The sequence below is a fragment of the Ensifer sp. PDNC004 genome (assembly GCF_016919405.1).
In the GTDB taxonomy this organism is placed as follows: Bacteria; Pseudomonadota; Alphaproteobacteria; order Rhizobiales; family Rhizobiaceae; genus Ensifer.
Genome location: NZ_CP070353.1, coordinates 3,688,082 through 3,703,855, shown reverse-complemented (window position 1 = coordinate 3,703,855; position 15,774 = coordinate 3,688,082). Strand labels below are relative to the sequence as shown.

General features: G+C 63.3%; 14 protein-coding genes and 1 tRNA gene. 7 read left to right on the top strand and 8 right to left on the bottom strand.

The annotated features are described in order from the left end of the window. Positions 1-51: 51 nt before the first annotated feature. Positions 52-1,293 carry a bifunctional glutamate N-acetyltransferase/amino-acid acetyltransferase ArgJ gene (gene argJ, locus JVX98_RS26080; protein ID WP_205237934.1) on the bottom strand — a complete coding sequence of 414 codons (1,242 nt, stop codon included), beginning with the start codon at positions 1,291-1,293 and terminating at the stop codon, positions 52-54. A gap of 212 nt (positions 1,294-1,505) precedes the next feature. Continuing rightward, positions 1,506-2,372, bottom strand: coding sequence for a peptidylprolyl isomerase (locus JVX98_RS26075; RefSeq protein WP_205237932.1), 867 nt, complete (start codon positions 2,370-2,372; stop codon positions 1,506-1,508). A 243-nt stretch (positions 2,373-2,615) separates the two neighbouring features. On the opposite strand from JVX98_RS26075, the gene secA reads away from it, so the two are divergent. Further along, positions 2,616-5,324: a preprotein translocase subunit SecA gene (gene secA, locus JVX98_RS26070; protein ID WP_192450577.1), complete on the top strand. Its 2,709-nt coding sequence runs from the start codon at positions 2,616-2,618 to the stop codon at positions 5,322-5,324. An 89-nt stretch (positions 5,325-5,413) separates the two neighbouring features. Here the strand turns inward: secA and JVX98_RS26065 are convergent, their stop codons facing one another. Continuing rightward, positions 5,414-5,647 carry a helix-hairpin-helix domain-containing protein gene (locus tag JVX98_RS26065; protein ID WP_205237930.1) on the bottom strand — a complete coding sequence of 78 codons (234 nt, stop codon included), beginning with the start codon at positions 5,645-5,647 and terminating at the stop codon, positions 5,414-5,416. Positions 5,648-5,774: 127 nt separating this feature from the next. Between JVX98_RS26065 and JVX98_RS26060 the strand changes: the two genes are divergently transcribed. After that, positions 5,775-7,166, top strand: coding sequence for an oligosaccharide flippase family protein (locus JVX98_RS26060; RefSeq protein WP_205237929.1), 1,392 nt, complete (start codon positions 5,775-5,777; stop codon positions 7,164-7,166). After that, positions 7,163-8,437, top strand: coding sequence for a GNAT family N-acetyltransferase (locus JVX98_RS26055; RefSeq protein WP_205237928.1), 1,275 nt, complete (start codon positions 7,163-7,165; stop codon positions 8,435-8,437). Before JVX98_RS26060 ends, JVX98_RS26055 begins: the two co-directional genes overlap by 4 nt. A 185-nt stretch (positions 8,438-8,622) precedes the next feature. On the opposite strand, the gene JVX98_RS26050 is transcribed toward JVX98_RS26055, so the two are convergent. Together JVX98_RS26050 and JVX98_RS26045 are read right to left on the bottom strand one after the other, a co-directional pair. Next, positions 8,623-10,284 carry an AMP-binding protein gene (locus tag JVX98_RS26050; protein WP_205237927.1) on the bottom strand — a complete coding sequence of 554 codons (1,662 nt, stop codon included), beginning with the start codon at positions 10,282-10,284 and terminating at the stop codon, positions 8,623-8,625. 118 nt (positions 10,285-10,402) lie between these two features. Continuing rightward, positions 10,403-10,487 (bottom strand) — tRNA-Leu (locus JVX98_RS26045). A gap of 212 nt (positions 10,488-10,699) precedes the next feature. On the opposite strand from JVX98_RS26045, the gene JVX98_RS26040 reads away from it, so the two are divergent. Then, the gene (locus JVX98_RS26040) at positions 10,700-11,212 is read left to right on the top strand and encodes a disulfide bond formation protein B (protein WP_205237926.1); all 513 of its coding nucleotides are present in this window, start codon (positions 10,700-10,702) and stop codon (positions 11,210-11,212) included. 123 nt (positions 11,213-11,335) lie between these two features. Here JVX98_RS26040 and JVX98_RS26035 read toward each other — a convergent pair whose 3' ends face one another. Together JVX98_RS26035 and JVX98_RS26030 are read right to left on the bottom strand one after the other, a co-directional pair. Beyond that, positions 11,336-11,893 (bottom strand): HNH endonuclease, encoded by a 558-nt coding sequence (locus JVX98_RS26035; RefSeq protein WP_043623031.1) that lies wholly within the window; start codon positions 11,891-11,893, stop codon positions 11,336-11,338. A gap of 107 nt (positions 11,894-12,000) precedes the next feature. Beyond that, positions 12,001-12,648, bottom strand: a complete 648-nt coding sequence (locus JVX98_RS26030; protein WP_043623033.1) for a DNA-3-methyladenine glycosylase — start codon at positions 12,646-12,648, stop codon at positions 12,001-12,003. Between the two features lie 45 nt (positions 12,649-12,693). On the opposite strand from JVX98_RS26030, the gene gluQRS reads away from it, so the two are divergent. After that, on the top strand, positions 12,694-13,584 hold the full coding sequence (gene gluQRS, locus JVX98_RS26025) for a tRNA glutamyl-Q(34) synthetase GluQRS (RefSeq protein ID WP_205237925.1): 891 nt from the start codon (positions 12,694-12,696) through the stop codon (positions 13,582-13,584). On the opposite strand, the gene JVX98_RS26020 is transcribed toward gluQRS, so the two are convergent. Beyond that, complete coding sequence (locus tag JVX98_RS26020; RefSeq protein WP_205237924.1) at positions 13,573-14,481, bottom strand: YihY/virulence factor BrkB family protein; 909 nt, start codon at positions 14,479-14,481, stop codon at positions 13,573-13,575. The two genes, gluQRS and JVX98_RS26020, sit on opposite strands and share 12 nt — an antisense overlap. Positions 14,482-14,655: 174 nt before the next feature. Here JVX98_RS26020 and JVX98_RS26015 point away from each other — a divergent pair, with 174 nt between their 5' ends. Continuing rightward, positions 14,656-15,489, top strand: a complete 834-nt coding sequence (locus JVX98_RS26015) for an SDR family oxidoreductase (RefSeq protein ID WP_192450635.1) — start codon at positions 14,656-14,658, stop codon at positions 15,487-15,489. 25 nt (positions 15,490-15,514) lie between these two features. Next, positions 15,515-15,718: a twin transmembrane helix small protein gene (locus JVX98_RS26010; protein ID WP_043623043.1), complete on the top strand. Its 204-nt coding sequence runs from the start codon at positions 15,515-15,517 to the stop codon at positions 15,716-15,718. The last annotated feature ends 56 nt before the right edge of the window (positions 15,719-15,774 follow it).

The following is a 15,774-nucleotide window of genomic DNA, read 5'->3' as shown; positions in this document are numbered from 1 at the left end:
CCTCTGTACGGCCTGGCACACCAGGCCGCTCACCATCCTGCAATCGGTGCCTCAGCTCCGGTAATCGCCGTTGATCTCGACATATTCCTTGGTCAGGTCGCAGGTATAGACGGTGGCGCGACCGGAACCGAGGCCGATCTCGACGCGGATCGGGATGTCCTCGGCCTTCATCACGGCGGTGGCCGCAGCTTCCGAATAGGTCGGATCACGCTCGCCCTCGACGGCGACGCGCACATCGCCGAACCAGATCGCCAGACGGTCGCGTTCGGCCAATTCGCCCGCCTTGCCGACAGCCATGACCACGCGGCCCCAGTTGGCGTCTTCGCCGGCAACGGCGGTCTTGACCAGCGGCGAATTGGCGATCGAAAGCGCAATGCGCTTGGCGGCGGCATCGCTTTCGGCGCCCTCGACGGTGACTTCGACCATCTTGCGCGCGCCTTCGCCGTCACGCACCACCTGGAGCGCCAGATCGCGCAGGAGATCGTTCAGTGCTGCGCGAAAGGCATCGAGCCGCGGGTCGGCCGCGTCGGTGATCGCCGGCTGGCCGTCAGCCGATGCAGCGCCCGTCGCAAAGAGCATCAGCGTGTCGGACGTCGAAGTGTCGCTGTCGACCGTGACCGAATTGAAGGTCGGGCCGACGCCGGCCGAAAGCAGGGCCTGCAGCGCGGCCGGCGCAATGTCGGCATCTGTGACCACGAAGGAGAGCATCGTCGCCATGTCGGGCGCGATCATGCCGGCGCCCTTGGCGATGCCGTTGATCGTCACCTTGACGCCGCCGATGTCGGCGCTGCGCGTCGCAACCTTCGGATAGGTATCCGTCGTCATGATCGCCTTGGCGGCTTCGAACCAGAAGTCCTCCTTGCCGGCAGCAGCCAGATCGTCGAGCACGCCGGCAAACTTTGTCGCGTCCAAGGGTTCGCCGATGACGCCGGTCGACGCCAGGAACACTTCGCTCTCCGCGCAGCCGACAGCCATTGCCGCCGACTTCGCCGTCAGTTCCGTCGCCTCGCGGCCCTTCTTGCCGGTGAAGGCATTGGCGTTGCCGGAGTTGACGACGACGGCGCGTGCGACACCGCCCGAAAGGTTCTTGCGGCAGAAGTCGACCGGGGCGGAGGGGCACTTGGAACGGGTGAAGACACCGGCCACGACAGCCGGCCGGTCGAACACCATCATCAGCACGTCGGTGCGGTTCTTGTACTTGATGCCGGCGGCTGCGGTCGCCATACGGACGCCGCGCACGGAGGGCATTTCGGCAAAGGTTTTCGGAGCGAGCGGGGAAACGGAGCCGGACATGGGAAACCTGCTGTGACGTGTTGAAACCAAAGCATCTCCAGGAAGAACCAGCGCGGCCTTCAGGAGTGCCTAAGAACAAAGATCCGGAGCGGTCTACAACCGAAACGGCTCCAGATCCATCTTGCGACAAATGCCCGAACGGTTTTCACCGCCGGGCATCGACAAAAAGCGGTGACGACAGGCCCCGCCGCTGGCAGGGCCCGCCGATCGAATTACTTGGCTTCTTGCGCTTCCTGCGCCTTGTTGGCCTCGTCATAGGCCTGCTTCAGCGCCGGGTCGGAAATTTCGACGCCTGCATCCTTCTTGGCAGCGGCAAGCAGCTCGACATACTTGTCACGCATGACAAGCTGGCGAACCTGCTGTTCGACCTGCTCGAGCGGCGGCGGCGCCTGCGGACGCTTGTCTTCGACCAGGATAACGTGGAAGCCGAACTGGGTCTTGACCGGGGTCTTGGTGTAGGTGCCCTTCTCGAGAGCGAAGGCAGCCGTTTCGAATTCCGGCACCATGCGGCCCTTGGTGAAGTAGCCGAGGTCGCCGCCGTCGTTCTTGTTCGGATCGGTGGACTTCGCCTTGGCAAGCTCGACGAAGCTCTTGCCGGCGTCGAGTTCCTTGATGATTTCCTTGGCTTCTTCTTCCGTCTTGACCAGGATATGGCGGGCCTTCACTTCTTCCTGAGCCGGAATGGCCGCGACTTCCTTGTCGTAGCGGGCCTTCACCTCGTCCTTGGTGATGGCGTCGACGACGTGCTTCTTGAAGTAGGCGTTGTGCAGTTCGCGCTCGGTGAGGTACGCGACGCGCTGCTTGAAGGTGGCGTCGTCCTGCAGGCCTTCCTTCTCGGCCGTGGCGGACAGAAGCTTGACGTCGATGATCGCCGACAGTGCTGCGGCGCGCTTCTGTTCTTCCGGCATCTGCTGCAGCTGCGGGTCGAGACCGCCCAGAGCAAGATTGAGTTCGGACTGGCGCACGTCCTCGCCGCCAACCTTGGCGACCACCGGATCGGCGTCTTCCGCCCGCGCGCCACCATGTACGGCCATCGCCGCAACCAGTGCCGCGGCGGCCAGGGTTTTCAACTTGGTCATGCTCACTAACCTTTCACATTGGCCTTCGGCGCAATTGCCTGCAGCTTGTAGCGGCTGCACAACACCAGAATGTGGCGGTTCTGTAGCCGTCCAGTAGTGCAATTGCGTTGACATAATTCGACCCCCCTCTTATCTGTCACGCAACCTCGCGTCCAGAACAGTTTCCGGGCGTTTCACGGCATTGCGCGGTTTTCGCGGCGCGGCCATGAGACCCAAGGCAACAAAAAAGAAAGGACCATTCATATGGTCAGTCTCGGCGGCCTAGCCCGCAAGTTGTTTGGCTCCTCCAACGATCGCCGCGTGCGCGGCTACAAAGCCCGGGTGGATGCCATCAACGCTCTCGAAGCCGACATGAAGGCCCTGTCGGACGAGGCGCTCGCCGGCAAGACGGTGGAATTCCGCAAGCAGCTGGAAGAAGGAAAGACGCTCGACGACCTGCTGGTTCCGGCCTTTGCAGTCGCCCGCGAGGCGGCCCGCCGCGTGCTGGGCCTGCGCCCGTTCGACGTCCAGCTCATCGGCGGCATGATCCTGCATGAGCGCGCCATCGCCGAAATGAAGACCGGTGAAGGCAAGACGCTCGTCGCGACGCTTCCGGTCTACCTGAACGCGCTTGCGGGCAAGGGCGTGCACGTCGTTACCGTCAACGACTACCTCGCCCAGCGCGACGCCGGCACCATGGACCGCATCTATAGCTTCCTCGGCATGACCACGGGCGTGATCGTCCACGGCCTGACCGACGAGCAGCGCAAAGCCGCCTATGCCTGCGACATCACCTACGCCACGAACAACGAGCTCGGCTTCGACTATCTGCGCGACAACATGAAGTACGAGCGCGGACAGATGGTCCAGCGCGGTCACTTCTTCGCCATCGTCGACGAAGTGGACTCGATCCTCGTCGACGAAGCGCGCACGCCGCTGATCATCTCCGGCCCGCTCGACGACCGTTCGGATCTCTACAACACGATCAACGAGTTCATTCCGCTGCTTTCGCCCGAAGATTACGAAATCGACGAAAAGCAGCGCTCGGCCAACTTCTCCGAAGAAGGCACCGAGAAGCTCGAAAACCTGTTGCGCGAAGCGGGCCTGCTCAAGGGTGAATCGCTCTACGACATCGAAAACGTCGCGATCGTCCACCACGTCAACAATGCGCTCAAGGCCCACAAGCTGTTCCAGCGCGACAAGGACTACATCGTTCGCAACGGCGAGATCGTCATCATCGACGAATTCACCGGCCGCATGATGCCGGGCCGCCGTTATTCGGAAGGCCAGCACCAGGCGCTCGAAGCCAAGGAAAAGGTGCAGATCCAGCCCGAGAACCAGACGCTCGCATCGATCACCTTTCAGAACTACTTCCGCATGTATTCCAAGCTCGGCGGCATGACCGGTACGGCGTCCACCGAAGCGGAAGAATTCGGCAACATCTACGGTCTGGAAGTCGTTGAAGTTCCGACCAACCTGCCGATCAAGCGTATCGACGAGGACGACGAGGTCTACCGGACCCAAGGCGAGAAGCTGAACGCCATCATCGAGGAGATCAAGTCGGCGCACGAGCGCGGCCAGCCGATGCTGGTCGGCACGACGTCGATCGAAAAGTCGGAACAGCTCGCCGACCTCCTGAAGAAGTCGGGCTTTGCCAACTTCCAGGTTCTGAACGCGCGCTACCACGAGCAGGAAGCCTTCATCGTCGCCCAGGCCGGCGTGCCGGGCGCCGTCACGATCGCCACCAACATGGCCGGTCGCGGTACCGACATCCAGCTCGGCGGCAACGTCGACATGCGCATTCAGCAGGAGCTCTCGGACGTCGAGCCCGGCCCCGAGCGCGAACAGCGCGAACAGGCGATCCGCGCCGAAGTGCAGCAGCTGAAGGAAAAGGCGCTGGCCGCCGGCGGGCTTTACGTTCTCGCAACCGAGCGCCACGAAAGCCGCCGCATCGACAACCAGCTGCGCGGCCGTTCCGGCCGTCAGGGCGACCCGGGTCGCTCCAAGTTCTACCTGTCGCTCCAGGACGACCTGATGCGCATCTTCGGCTCCGACCGCATGGACGGCATGCTGCAGAAGCTGGGCCTCAAGGAAGGCGAGTCGATCATCCATCCGTGGATCAACAAGGCGCTCGAACGCGCCCAGAAGAAGGTCGAAGCCCGCAACTTCGACATCCGCAAGAACCTTCTGAAGTACGACGACGTTCTCAACGATCAGCGCAAGGTGATCTTCGAGCAGCGCATCGAGCTGATGGATGCCGAAAGCGTCACCGAAACCGTGACCGACATGCGCACCGAAGTCGTCGAAGACATGGTCAGCAAGCGCATTCCCGAGAAGGCCTATGCCGAGCAGTGGGACGTCGCGGGCCTCAAGGCCGACGTGCAGCAATACCTCAACCTCGACCTGCCGATCACCGAATGGGCTGCCGAGGAAGGCATTGACGAGGCCGACATTCTCGAGCGCGTCATGGCCGCTGCCGAAAAGGAAGCCGCCGATCGTGCCGAACGCTTCGGTCCCGAGATCATGCAGTATGTCGAACGCTCGGTCGTGCTGCAGACGCTCGACCATCTGTGGCGCGAGCACATCGTCAACCTCGACCACCTGCGCTCGGTCATCGGCTTCCGCGGTTATGCCCAGCGCGACCCGCTGCAGGAATACAAGTCCGAAGCCTTCGAGCTGTTCCAGGCCCTGCTCGGCAACCTGCGCCAGGCCGTGACGGCACAACTCATGCGCGTCGAGCTGGTGCGCGAAGCGGCAGAAGCGCCGCAGCCGGTCCCGCCGGCCATGCACGGCCACCACATCGACCCGCTGACCGGCGAAGACGATTTCGGCGGCGAAACGCTTCTGGCAGCTCCGCCGGTACAGCGCGACGCGGCCAACCCACTGTCCTGGGGCAAGGTCTCGCGCAACGAGCTGTGCCCCTGCGGTTCGGGCAAGAAGTACAAGCACTGCCACGGCATCTACGAGGCATAAGCCGAATATGGAAAGCGGGTGCTGTCTGCACCCCTGCCCTTCAGAAATGCCGCCTCCGGGCGGCATTTTCGTTTCGCGGGGCCTGCTTGCTAGCGATCGGACGACCTGGCATGGGCAATCAGGCTTTCGAGTGCGCGAATGCCGGTGCGGTTGATGTGGCGGCGGCCCAGCGTGGCGTTGATGCGGAGTGCGAGGTCTTGCGCATCCGCCGTTTTGAGGTCGTCCAGCCGCTCGATGCCGATCTCCTGGAGATAGCCGACCATGCGCGGGCCGATCGATTTCGCCTGCATCATCCGCTGCCGCTCGCTGTCCTCAATCGGCATGGTTGCCCCCATTCCTTACAACCGCGCTGCACCCTTTGTTAACGCTGTTCTGGCAGTACTGAAACCCTGTATTGCGTAATCTCAGGGTGTTCTCGTGTTCATGGCGGTATGTCAAACGGCCGGACGAATGCTGCCGTCGGCACTGAGACACCGCCTGTCCGCAATATTCGCCGGGCTTCTCCCCATCCTCACCGGTTCGGACGCGAAGAACGCCGCGCGCCGCATGGCGCTCGTCGCCTTCGCGGTTCGTATCGTCAGCGCCGCCATCGCCTTCCTGTCGCAGATCATCCTTGCGCGGCTGATGGGCGAGTTCGAATACGGCATCTTCGTCTTCGTCTGGGTGCTGGTCATCCTGTTCGGCAGCCTCTCCTGCGTCGGCTTCCACTCGGTGGTCATCCGCTTCCTGCCGGAATACCAGGCATCGGCCGCCATGGACGAGATCCGCGGCGTGACGACGACGGTGCGCATCTTCGCACTTTCCTCCGCCACCACGGTCGCGGTCCTCGGCCTTGCCGGTCTCTGGTTCTTTTCCGGGCACATCGAGGCCTACTACCTCGTGCCCCTCTATCTCGGGCTCTTTACCCTGCCGATGATTTCGCTCGGCGACGTCATGGACGGAACGGCGCGTGCCCATGGCTGGCCGATTGCCGCCATGAGCCCCACCTTCATCATCCGGCCGCTGCTGGTGCTCGTTTTCATGGTGCTCGCCGTCACCGCCGGGGCGCCGCATACGGCGCAAACGGCCATGATGGCAGCCATGGCCGCGGCCTATGTCACCAGCGTCTCGCAGTTTCTCGCGCTCACCTATCGCCTTCGCTCGCGCTATGTTCCTGGACCGCGACGCATCGAGCTTCGCCGCTGGCTAAAGGTCTCGATCCCGGTCTTCCTGGTCGATGGCTTCGGCTTCCTCTTGACCAATTCCGATGTGGTGATCGTCGGCCTCTACCTTGAGCCGGACGACGTCGCGATCTACTTCGCCGCCGCCAAGACGATGGCGCTGGTGCATTTCGTGATGTTCGCGGTCAAGGCCGCTGCAGGCCCGCGCGTCTCCAACGCGATGGCGCGCGATCCCGGCCAGATCTCCGGCATCGCGATCGAAAGCGCCCGCTGGGCCTTCTGGCCGTCTCTTCTGGTCGGCGCGCTGGTGCTTCTGGCCGGACCGTTCCTGCTATCGCTTTTCGGGCCGGCCTTCGTCACCGGGCTGCCGCTGATGATGGTGCTTTTTGCAGGCATCCTCGCCAAGGCTTTCGTCGGCCCGGCCGAAACGCTGCTGACGATGGCAGGCCAGCAGACGCTATGCGTGGTCCTCTACGCCGGCGCGCTGGTGGTCAACATCGCACTCAACCTCAGCCTCATCCCTCTTTTCGGACTGAACGGTGCTGCTGTTGCAACCGCCGGTGCTATGTTCGTAGAGGCGATGCTGCTGCACATCGCCGTCCGGCGTACCTTCGGCTTCGCGCTCTTCGCCTTCGCAAGAGCACGGGCCGGCAATGATAACAACGGGGCTGTCCTTCCATGATCGGCAATACCAATCTTCCGAGCGATGCAAACAGCCGGGCCGCACGGGTTCTCGGCGGTCTGGCGCAGGCCGGCGACAGCGGGCCGACCGCAGAGCAGCTGATCGAGGTCGGTCGCCCCGGACGCCATCTTGCCATCTATCCGGCAAGGGCCGGCTACGAGTTGCAGCGCGAGCTCGACTTCCTGTCGAACCGGGCGCTGGAACCGAATGTCTTTTTCACCGGTCGCTTCCTTGCGCCGGCCATGCCGCGCCTCGAAGAGCGCGTCATCCGGCTTGCGATCATGCGCGACAACGATGAGCGCCGCAGCCGCCTGCGCTTCCTGATGCCATTCTCGATAGAAAAGCCGGGCTTCTCGATCGGCGCACCGATCATTCGCGCCTGGTCGAACCCATTCGGTCCGCTCGGCGTGCCGCTGCTCGACGCCGAGGATGCGGCCGAGACAATCGACAACTTGTTCGAAGCTTTTGCCGCGCCGGCAACCGGGCTGCCCTCGATCCTGGTGCTGCCCGACATGCGGCTCAACGGCAAGGTTGCCCGCCTCACCCGCGCGGTCGCGATCGGCCGCAACCTCCCTTTGACGGTGACCGACACCTTCAGCCGGCCGATGCTCGAAAGCCTGCTCGACGGCCCGACCTATCTGCGCCAGGCCATCAACCCGGCGCACTTCCGCGAATTGCGGCGGCAGTGGAGCAATCTCGAGAAGCAGGGCGAACTCGTTTACTCGGTCGCCCGCCAGCCGGCCGACGTCCGCCTGCGCATGGAGGAATTCCTGGCGCTGGAGGCCTCCGGCTGGAAGGGCAAGGCGCGCAGCGCCATGGTGCTCGACCGTTTCCGCGCCGCCTTTGCCCGCGAGGCGATCACCAATCTGGCGGACGGCGACAGCGTGCGCATCCACACGCTCGATCTCGACGGCAAGGCGATCGCCTCGATGGTCGTCTTCCTGATGTCGGGCGAGGCCTATACCTGGAAGACCGCCTATGACGAGCGCTATGCCAAGTTCTCGCCGGGCAAGCTGCTTCTCGCCGAACTGACGGAATGGCATCTCGACGACGCCAACATCGCGCGCTCGGATTCCTGTGCAGTGCCGGACCACCCGATCATGAGCCGCTTCTGGCAGGAGCGCGAAGACATGGGCACCATGGTGATCGGCCTGCAGCAGACCCGCGACCGCGAAGTGCGCCAGGTGGCAGCCCAGCTCCATCTCTATCGCAACACCCGCAACATGGCGCGGATCCTGCGCGACAAGATCAAGGCCCTTGCAGGACGTTAATGCACGTCGCGCAAAAGTGCGCAGCGGTTTTGCGGCAACGACATGTATCAAAACAAGAGCTTAAAGCCTGAGGTGTGAATCCTTTTTCACGCAACAGGCTTCAGAGCGGGACGAGAAACTGCGCGCTGTTTCCGCCCGTTTTCCCGCTCCAGCCTATCGGAATCGATCGCGCAACGGCCGCGGGACTACGAAGCTTCGGAAATCTCGATCGCCTCGTGCGCTTCCCCCGCCGCCTGCTCGCGCAGGAACCGTCTGATAACCTTGCCCGAGGTCGTCAGCGGTAGGCTGTCGACGAAGGCGATCTCGCGCGGATATTCGTGCATTGAAAGACGGGTCTTCACCCATTCGCGGATGGAGGTTGCCACACGCGCATCGCCAACGACGCCCGGTCGCAATACGACATAGGCCTTGACAATCTCGGTGCGCACCGGATCGGGCTTGCCGACCGCGGCGGCAAGCTGCACGTCCGGGTGACCGGCCAGGCAATCCTCGATCTCGCCCGGGCCGATGCGATAGCCCGACGAGGTGATGACATCGTCGTCACGCCCGAAGAAGGTGAAATAGCCCTCCTCGTCCATCACGCCTTGATCGCCTGTCGTCATCCAGTCGCCGATGAATTTTTTCTCGGTCGCCGCCTCATTCCCCCAATAGCCGAGGAACATCACCGGGTCCGGCCGCTTGACCGCCACCTGTCCGACGCTGCCGGCCGGCAGTTCGCGCCCCTCGCCGTCGATGATCGCCACCCGGTGACCGGGTGCGGCCTTGCCCATCGATCCCGGCTTGACGACGCCGAGATCGGCAGCCGACGATATGACGATGTTGCACTCGGTCTGGCCGTAGAACTCGCTGACTTCGAGGCCGAGCGCGGCCTTTGCCCACTCATAGGTTTCGCGACCAAGGGATTCACCGGCCGAGCCGATGGTTCTCAGATTAAGCCGATAGCGCTCGCGCGGGTTCTCGACCGCCTTCATCAGCCGAAGCGCCGTCGGCGGAATGAAGGCGTTACGCACGTCCATTTCTTCGAGGATGCGAAACGCCGTATGCGGATCGAATTTTTGGGCCGGCGACGACACGACCGGGACGCCATGCAGCAACGACGGCAACAGCGCGTTGAGCAATCCGCCCGCCCAGGCCCAGTCGGCCGGCGTCCACATCCGGTCGCCCGGCTGCGGCAGGAAATGGTGATGAAACTCGAAGCCGGGCAGATGGCCGAGCAGCACCCGGTGCCCGTGCAGCGCTCCCTTGGGCGGTCCTGTCGTGCCTGACGTGTAGATCATCAAGGCCGGGTCGTCCGGACCGGTATCGGCCGCAACAAAGCCCGAAGGATCACCCGACGCCAAGTCCGAGAAGGCAATCGTGCCCGCATGCGGCTGATCGTCCGCCAGCACCACAAGCCGCAAATCAGGCAGCCGCTCACGGATCGCCGCGATGCGTTCATAACCGAAGCTGTTGGTGACGACAGCCGCCACGCCGGCATCGCGCAGCCGGTACTCGAGCGCCTCGACGCCAAAGAGCAGCGCCAGCGGCAGAGCGATGGCACCGTGCTTATAGATCGCCGCGTGGGCGATCGCCGTTTCGAACCCCTGCGGCAGCAGGATCGCGACCCGCTCGCCGGGCACGATACCCTCCCCCGCAAGCCCCTTGGCGAAGGCCGAGGATTGCCGCGCGAATGCACCATAGGTGAGCGATCGATGGGCACCGCCGGGATCAAAATGCTGGAGACAGACCCGCTCCGGCGCCCGCGCAGCCCAGGCGTCGCTGACGGCAACGCCGATATTGAACTTTTCCGGGATCTGCCAGCGGAAGGCGCGGTAGAGGTCGTCGTAGGTCTCTATTCTCGGTAACATGACGCTGCCATGACAGTTTTCTTGCTGCAGCGCACCTAACACCTTCGCAAGCGACAGTTCAATGACCGCGGCGGCGTTCAGGCATGTCGGACGATGGATGTGAAGAAAGTGTATTTGGTGGTGCCCCATGCCGGGGTCGAACCAGCACTCCTTTCGGAACTCGATTTTGAGTCGAGCGCGTCTACCAATTCCGCCAATGGGGCTCAGGGAAGTGCGATATCAGCGGCTCGGGTTTACACTGAGGATTTCGCCGTGGTCAACCATCATTTTGAGGATGCACGACCAGCAATCACGAAAGCGTGCGGGCAGGTCGCGGCCGCTGCGATTTACAGCGCGTACGATCCTGCCTAAGAAGGCGCCATCCAGTTTGCACTGCGGCATGCGTCGGTTTCGAGCTGCCGCCCGCGAGGTATAGATGATCGACGCCGCCACCCAATCCCGCCAGCATCTGCTGATCGCAGTTATCGTAACGCTCGGCATGGCGGCGACCGTGGGCGGGGCGCTCGGCTTCGAGCATGTCGGCGGCTATATCCCCTGCGCGCTCTGCCTGTTGCAGCGCGATCCCTACTACTACGGCATCCCGGTCGGTGTTCTGGCAATCGCCACGAGCGTGTTCAGACTGCCGGCGTGGACGACACGCACGCTGCTTCTCATCGTCGGCATCCTGATGTTGGTCGGCGCCGGCATGGGCGTCTACCATTCGGGCGCGGAATGGGGCTTCTGGGAAGGCCCGTCCACCTGCGCCACGACCGCGCAAGGGATTTCGTCCAATGTCGGCGACCTGCTCGGCGACCTCGATTCCAAGCATGGCCCGTCCTGCACCGAAGCCTCCTTGCGGGTGCTTGGGCTCTCCTTTGCCGGATGGAACGTGATCGCCAGCCTCATCCTTGCAGCGATCGCCCTGCGCGGCGCGGCAAAGGCGCGCTGATCCAGATCACTCTCGAGAAACAGGCACGGCGTCGCGTGAACGCCCCGACAAGGGTTCGCGAGCGCACGTACCTCTCCTGATCCCGCTTTCGCGGCCTGATCCGGCAAGAAGGCACGAACAGCGTCAGGGCTGCAGTTCGACGTCCCAGTAGAGATAGTCCATCCAGCTTTCATGCAGATGGTTCGGCGGGAAGAGCCGGCCGTTGTTGTGCAGGTCCTGAACCGTCGGCTGATAGGGCCGCTGGTGCGGGAACATGCCGGCCTGCTTCGGCAGCTTGCTGCCCTTGCGCAGATTGCAGGGCGAGCAGGCTGCGACGACATTGTCCCAGGTCGTCTGGCCGCCGTGAGCGCGGGGCACCACGTGATCGAAGGTGAGATCGTCGGGCGAACCGCAATACTGGCATTCGAATTTGTCGCGCAGGAACACGTTGAACCGGGTGAAGGCCGGGTGGCGTGAGGGCTGCACGTAGCTCTTGAGGCAAACAACGCTCGGCAGTCGCATCGAGAAGCTCGGAGACGACACCGAATGTTCGTACTCGGCAAGGATATTTACACGGTCAAGGAAGACGGCCTTGATCGCGTCCTGCCAGGACCAAAGCGACAAGGGGTAGTAACTCAGCGGCCTATAGTCAGCGTTCAAGACGAGCGCCGGCAAGGCCTGTGGTGAGACTGCAATCGTCAAGCGTATTCTCCTGATCGATTCGGCATCTGCACCTTCTATATTAGGCCCGTTGCAACAGGATTGTGAAGCCGGAAACAAAAATGCGTGCGCTGGATTCGCTTTTTCCTTCAAGGTGTCACAGGAACAGCATCACGACGCATTTCCTGTGAGTAATAGGCCCAGAAGAGGCGTGCGGCGACGCTGCGCCAGGGCGACCAGGAAGCGGCGAGCGAATCAATTTCGCGTGCGCTCGGTCGCAGTTCGAGGCCCAGTCCGTGGCCGATCGCGTTTTGCAGCGCGACGTCGCCGGAGGGAAAGACATCCGGGTGGCCGGCGCAGAAGAGCAGATAGACTTCAGCCGTCCAGCGCCCCACCCCCTTGATCGCCGTCAACTCCCGGATCGCCTCCGATCCGTCGATGTTGCAGATCGCGTCGAGATCGATCTGACCACCGACGACCACCTCGGCCACGCGCCTCAGCGCCTCGGCCTTCGCCCGCGACAGCCCGATCGCCCGGCAATCCTCGTCGCTCAGCGAATTGACGCCTGCAGCCGTCACCTCACCGAGCTTCTCCTCCATGCGCCGCCAGATCGCAGCCGCACTGGCCTTCGAGACCATTTGCGAGACGATGATGCTGGCAAGGCCGCGATAGCCGGGATCGGTGCGGCGGAGCGGCACCGGGCCGGCTCTCGCAACGACGTGCCCGAGGCGCGCATCGAGCATCACCAGGCCTGACAGGCCGGCCTCGATATCCTCATGTGTCCGGATGATCCGCATGACGCCTCCACAAAGCGGGTGATTTTTATACCCCTTCCATGGCAAATGGAAACGATGCCTGACACGCCACCCGTTTTCCGCTTTGCCCCGAGCCCCAATGGGCTGCTCCATCTCGGCCACGCGCTTTCCGCGGTGCTGAACCATGACTTGGCGAAGGCCGCAAACGGACGTTTCCTGCTGCGCATCGAGGACATCGACCAGACCCGTTGCCGCCCGGAATTCGAGGCGGCGATCTACGAAGACCTTGCCTGGCTCGGCCTCGACTGGGAGCGTCCGGTGCGCCGGCAGTCGGAACATCTCGACGCCTATGCTTCGGCGCTTCAGCGGCTGGACATGCTCGGCGTCATCTACCCGTCCGCCATGACCCGCGGCGAGATCAAGACGGCCGTTGCCGAAGCGGAAGCCGGTGGCCAGGCCTGGCCACGCGATCCGGACGGCAGCCCGCTCTATCCCGGCCGCGAGCGCGAATTGCCCCCAGCCGAGCGCGCGGCCCTGACCGCGAGCGGCAAGGCCTATGCCTGGCGGCTGGACATGCGGAAGGCGGTCGCACTTTTAGGAGAAGATCACCTGACCTGGGCCGAGAGCGGCCATGGTCCCGAGGGCGAGACGGGCACCATCATCGCCGACCCCGCTGCCTGGGGTGACGTGATCCTGTCGCGCTCCGATGCGCCGTCGAGCTACCATCTCTCCGTCGTCGTCGACGACGCGCTGCAGGGCATCACCCATGTGGTGCGCGGCCGCGACCTCTATCACGCGACATCCGTTCACCGGCTGCTGCAGCGGCTTCTCGATCTGCCGGAGCCGCTCTATCACCATCATCGGCTGCTCCTTGGCCCGGACGGGCGCAAGCTGTCGAAGAGCAACCAGGATACCGGCATCGCGGCCTTCCGCGCTGCCGGGCGCACGCCTGAAGAAGTCCGTGCGCTAATCGGGTAGGTCCTGTTCCTCGCGAGCCGTGTCCCCACCATTGCGCAGCTGGAAGCTGCGCCGCACCATGCGCTTGACCCTGTATTTGAGGATCGCGGCATTGATCTCGGCGCCGATGATGAAGATCGCCGCGATCATGTAGAGAAACACCAGCACGATCATGATCGACGCCAGACCTGCATAGGTCGAGACATAGGTGGCGAAGGTTGCGAGGTAGGAAGCAAAAGCATAGGCGCCGATCGTCCAGCAGACGAGCGTCAGCACGATGCCCGGCAGCACGTCGATCACCTTGCGGTGGCCGTCCGGGAGCCAGAGATGCGACACCAGCAGACCGGTGGTCAGCACGACGAGAGCGAGCGGCAGGCTCCAATTGTCGACGGTTGCAAGCACGCCGCCAAGCCAGGGGAGCCACTGTCCGGCATACCGCACCGCCAAGGGCACCGCGACGAGCAGGATGCTGAGTGCGGCGAGGATCAGGACGCCGGCCAGCACGAAACCGAGGCTCGCAAGCCGGGTGACGTACCAGTAGCGGCTCTCGGTGACGCGATAGGCGCGGTTGAGCGAGACGCGCAGCGCCTCGACGCCGTTGGAGGCGAAATAGGCGGCGGCCAGCACCGAAACGGTCAAAAGCCCGCCGCGCGGGATCGTCAGCACCCGCACGATTTCGTCGGCGATGGGCTTGGCGATCGATTCCGGCCAGGCGTCGAAAATCAGGTGTACGGCCGTTTCGGCAAACTGGTCGGCACCGAGAAAGCTGCCGAGCGCGGTGCCGAAGATCAAGAATGGAAAGACCGCGAGCAGCGAGGACAGCGCCACGTGGCTCGCCATCGCCCAACCGTCATCGAGGCTGAAATGCCAGAGCGCATCGAAGATGACTTTCCAGGTGATGCGTATGAATGCTGGCATTCCATTCCAATCCTAAAACCCGCCCGACACTGGCGGTCCGCTCACATAGGTATCGCCCGGGCCCGGCACAATTCCTGATGTCGCAACGCAGGCTGGTTCCAGTCCGCGCAATTCAATTGTATCCCGCGGATGAATATGGGAAACCGAGGCAGGATTTCTACAGGATTCGACCGGATGACGGATCGCCCCACAATCATTGTCACCGGATGTTCGTCCGGCATCGGCGCCTATTGCGCCCGTGCGCTTCACGCCGATGGCTGGCGGGTCTTCGCCACCGTGCGCCGGGAAGAGGACCGGCAATCGCTTGAAAGCGAGGGCATCGAGACCTTCCTGATGGACTACACCAAGCCGGAGAGCATCGCGGCCTTCGCCGATACAGTGCTGGCGCTTTCCAGCGGGCGCATCGACGCGCTCTTCAACAACGGCGCCTATGGCCAGGCAGGCGCGGTCGAGGATCTGCCGACCGAGGCGCTGAGGCTTCAGCTCGAGACCAACGTCATTGGCTGGCACGACCTGACGCGACGGGTGATCCCGGCGATGCGGGCGCGCGGAAGCGGCCGCATCGTGCAGTGCTCCTCCATTCTCGGCATCGTGCCCTATCGCTGGCGCGGCGCCTACAACGCCTCCAAGTTTGCGATCGAGGGCCTGTCGCTGACCCTCAAGATGGAACTGGCCGGCAGCGGTATCGAGGTAAGCCTGATCGAGCCCGGGCCGATCACCTCGAAATTCACCGCCAATGCCGTCACCTATATCGAGCGCTTCATCGACCTCAAGAATTCGGTGCATCGCGTCGAATACGAACGGCAGATGCGACGCTTGAAAGGCGAGAGCAAACCCGCAGCCGGAAAGCTTGGCCCGGAGGCGGTTTATGCGGTTTTGAAGCACGCGCTGACAGCAAAGAAACCGAAACCGCACTATATTGTAACAAGGCCCGCCAGACAGGGCGCGCTTCTGAAGAAGCTTCTGCCGGCGGCACTGTTTTATCGCATCATCGGCCGACTTGGCTGAAGCAAGAATTGCAAGGAAGAGTTCGATGTCCAGCTTCTTTACCGGCCTGACCCTGTTCGTCATGGGCCTGGTCGTGATCGTCTTGATCCGCGGCCTCGTGAACATGGCAAAGGGCGGCAGTGGCAACACGTCCAACAAGCTGATGCAGGCGCGCGTTCTGCTGCAGGCGATCGCGATCGCCCTGATCATGCTCACGCTCTGGATCACCGGCGGCGGCCGCCCGACCTGACGCAATCTTGAACGGACAGCCGTTCCACACCGTTCCTGATATTGCGCGAGAGGACT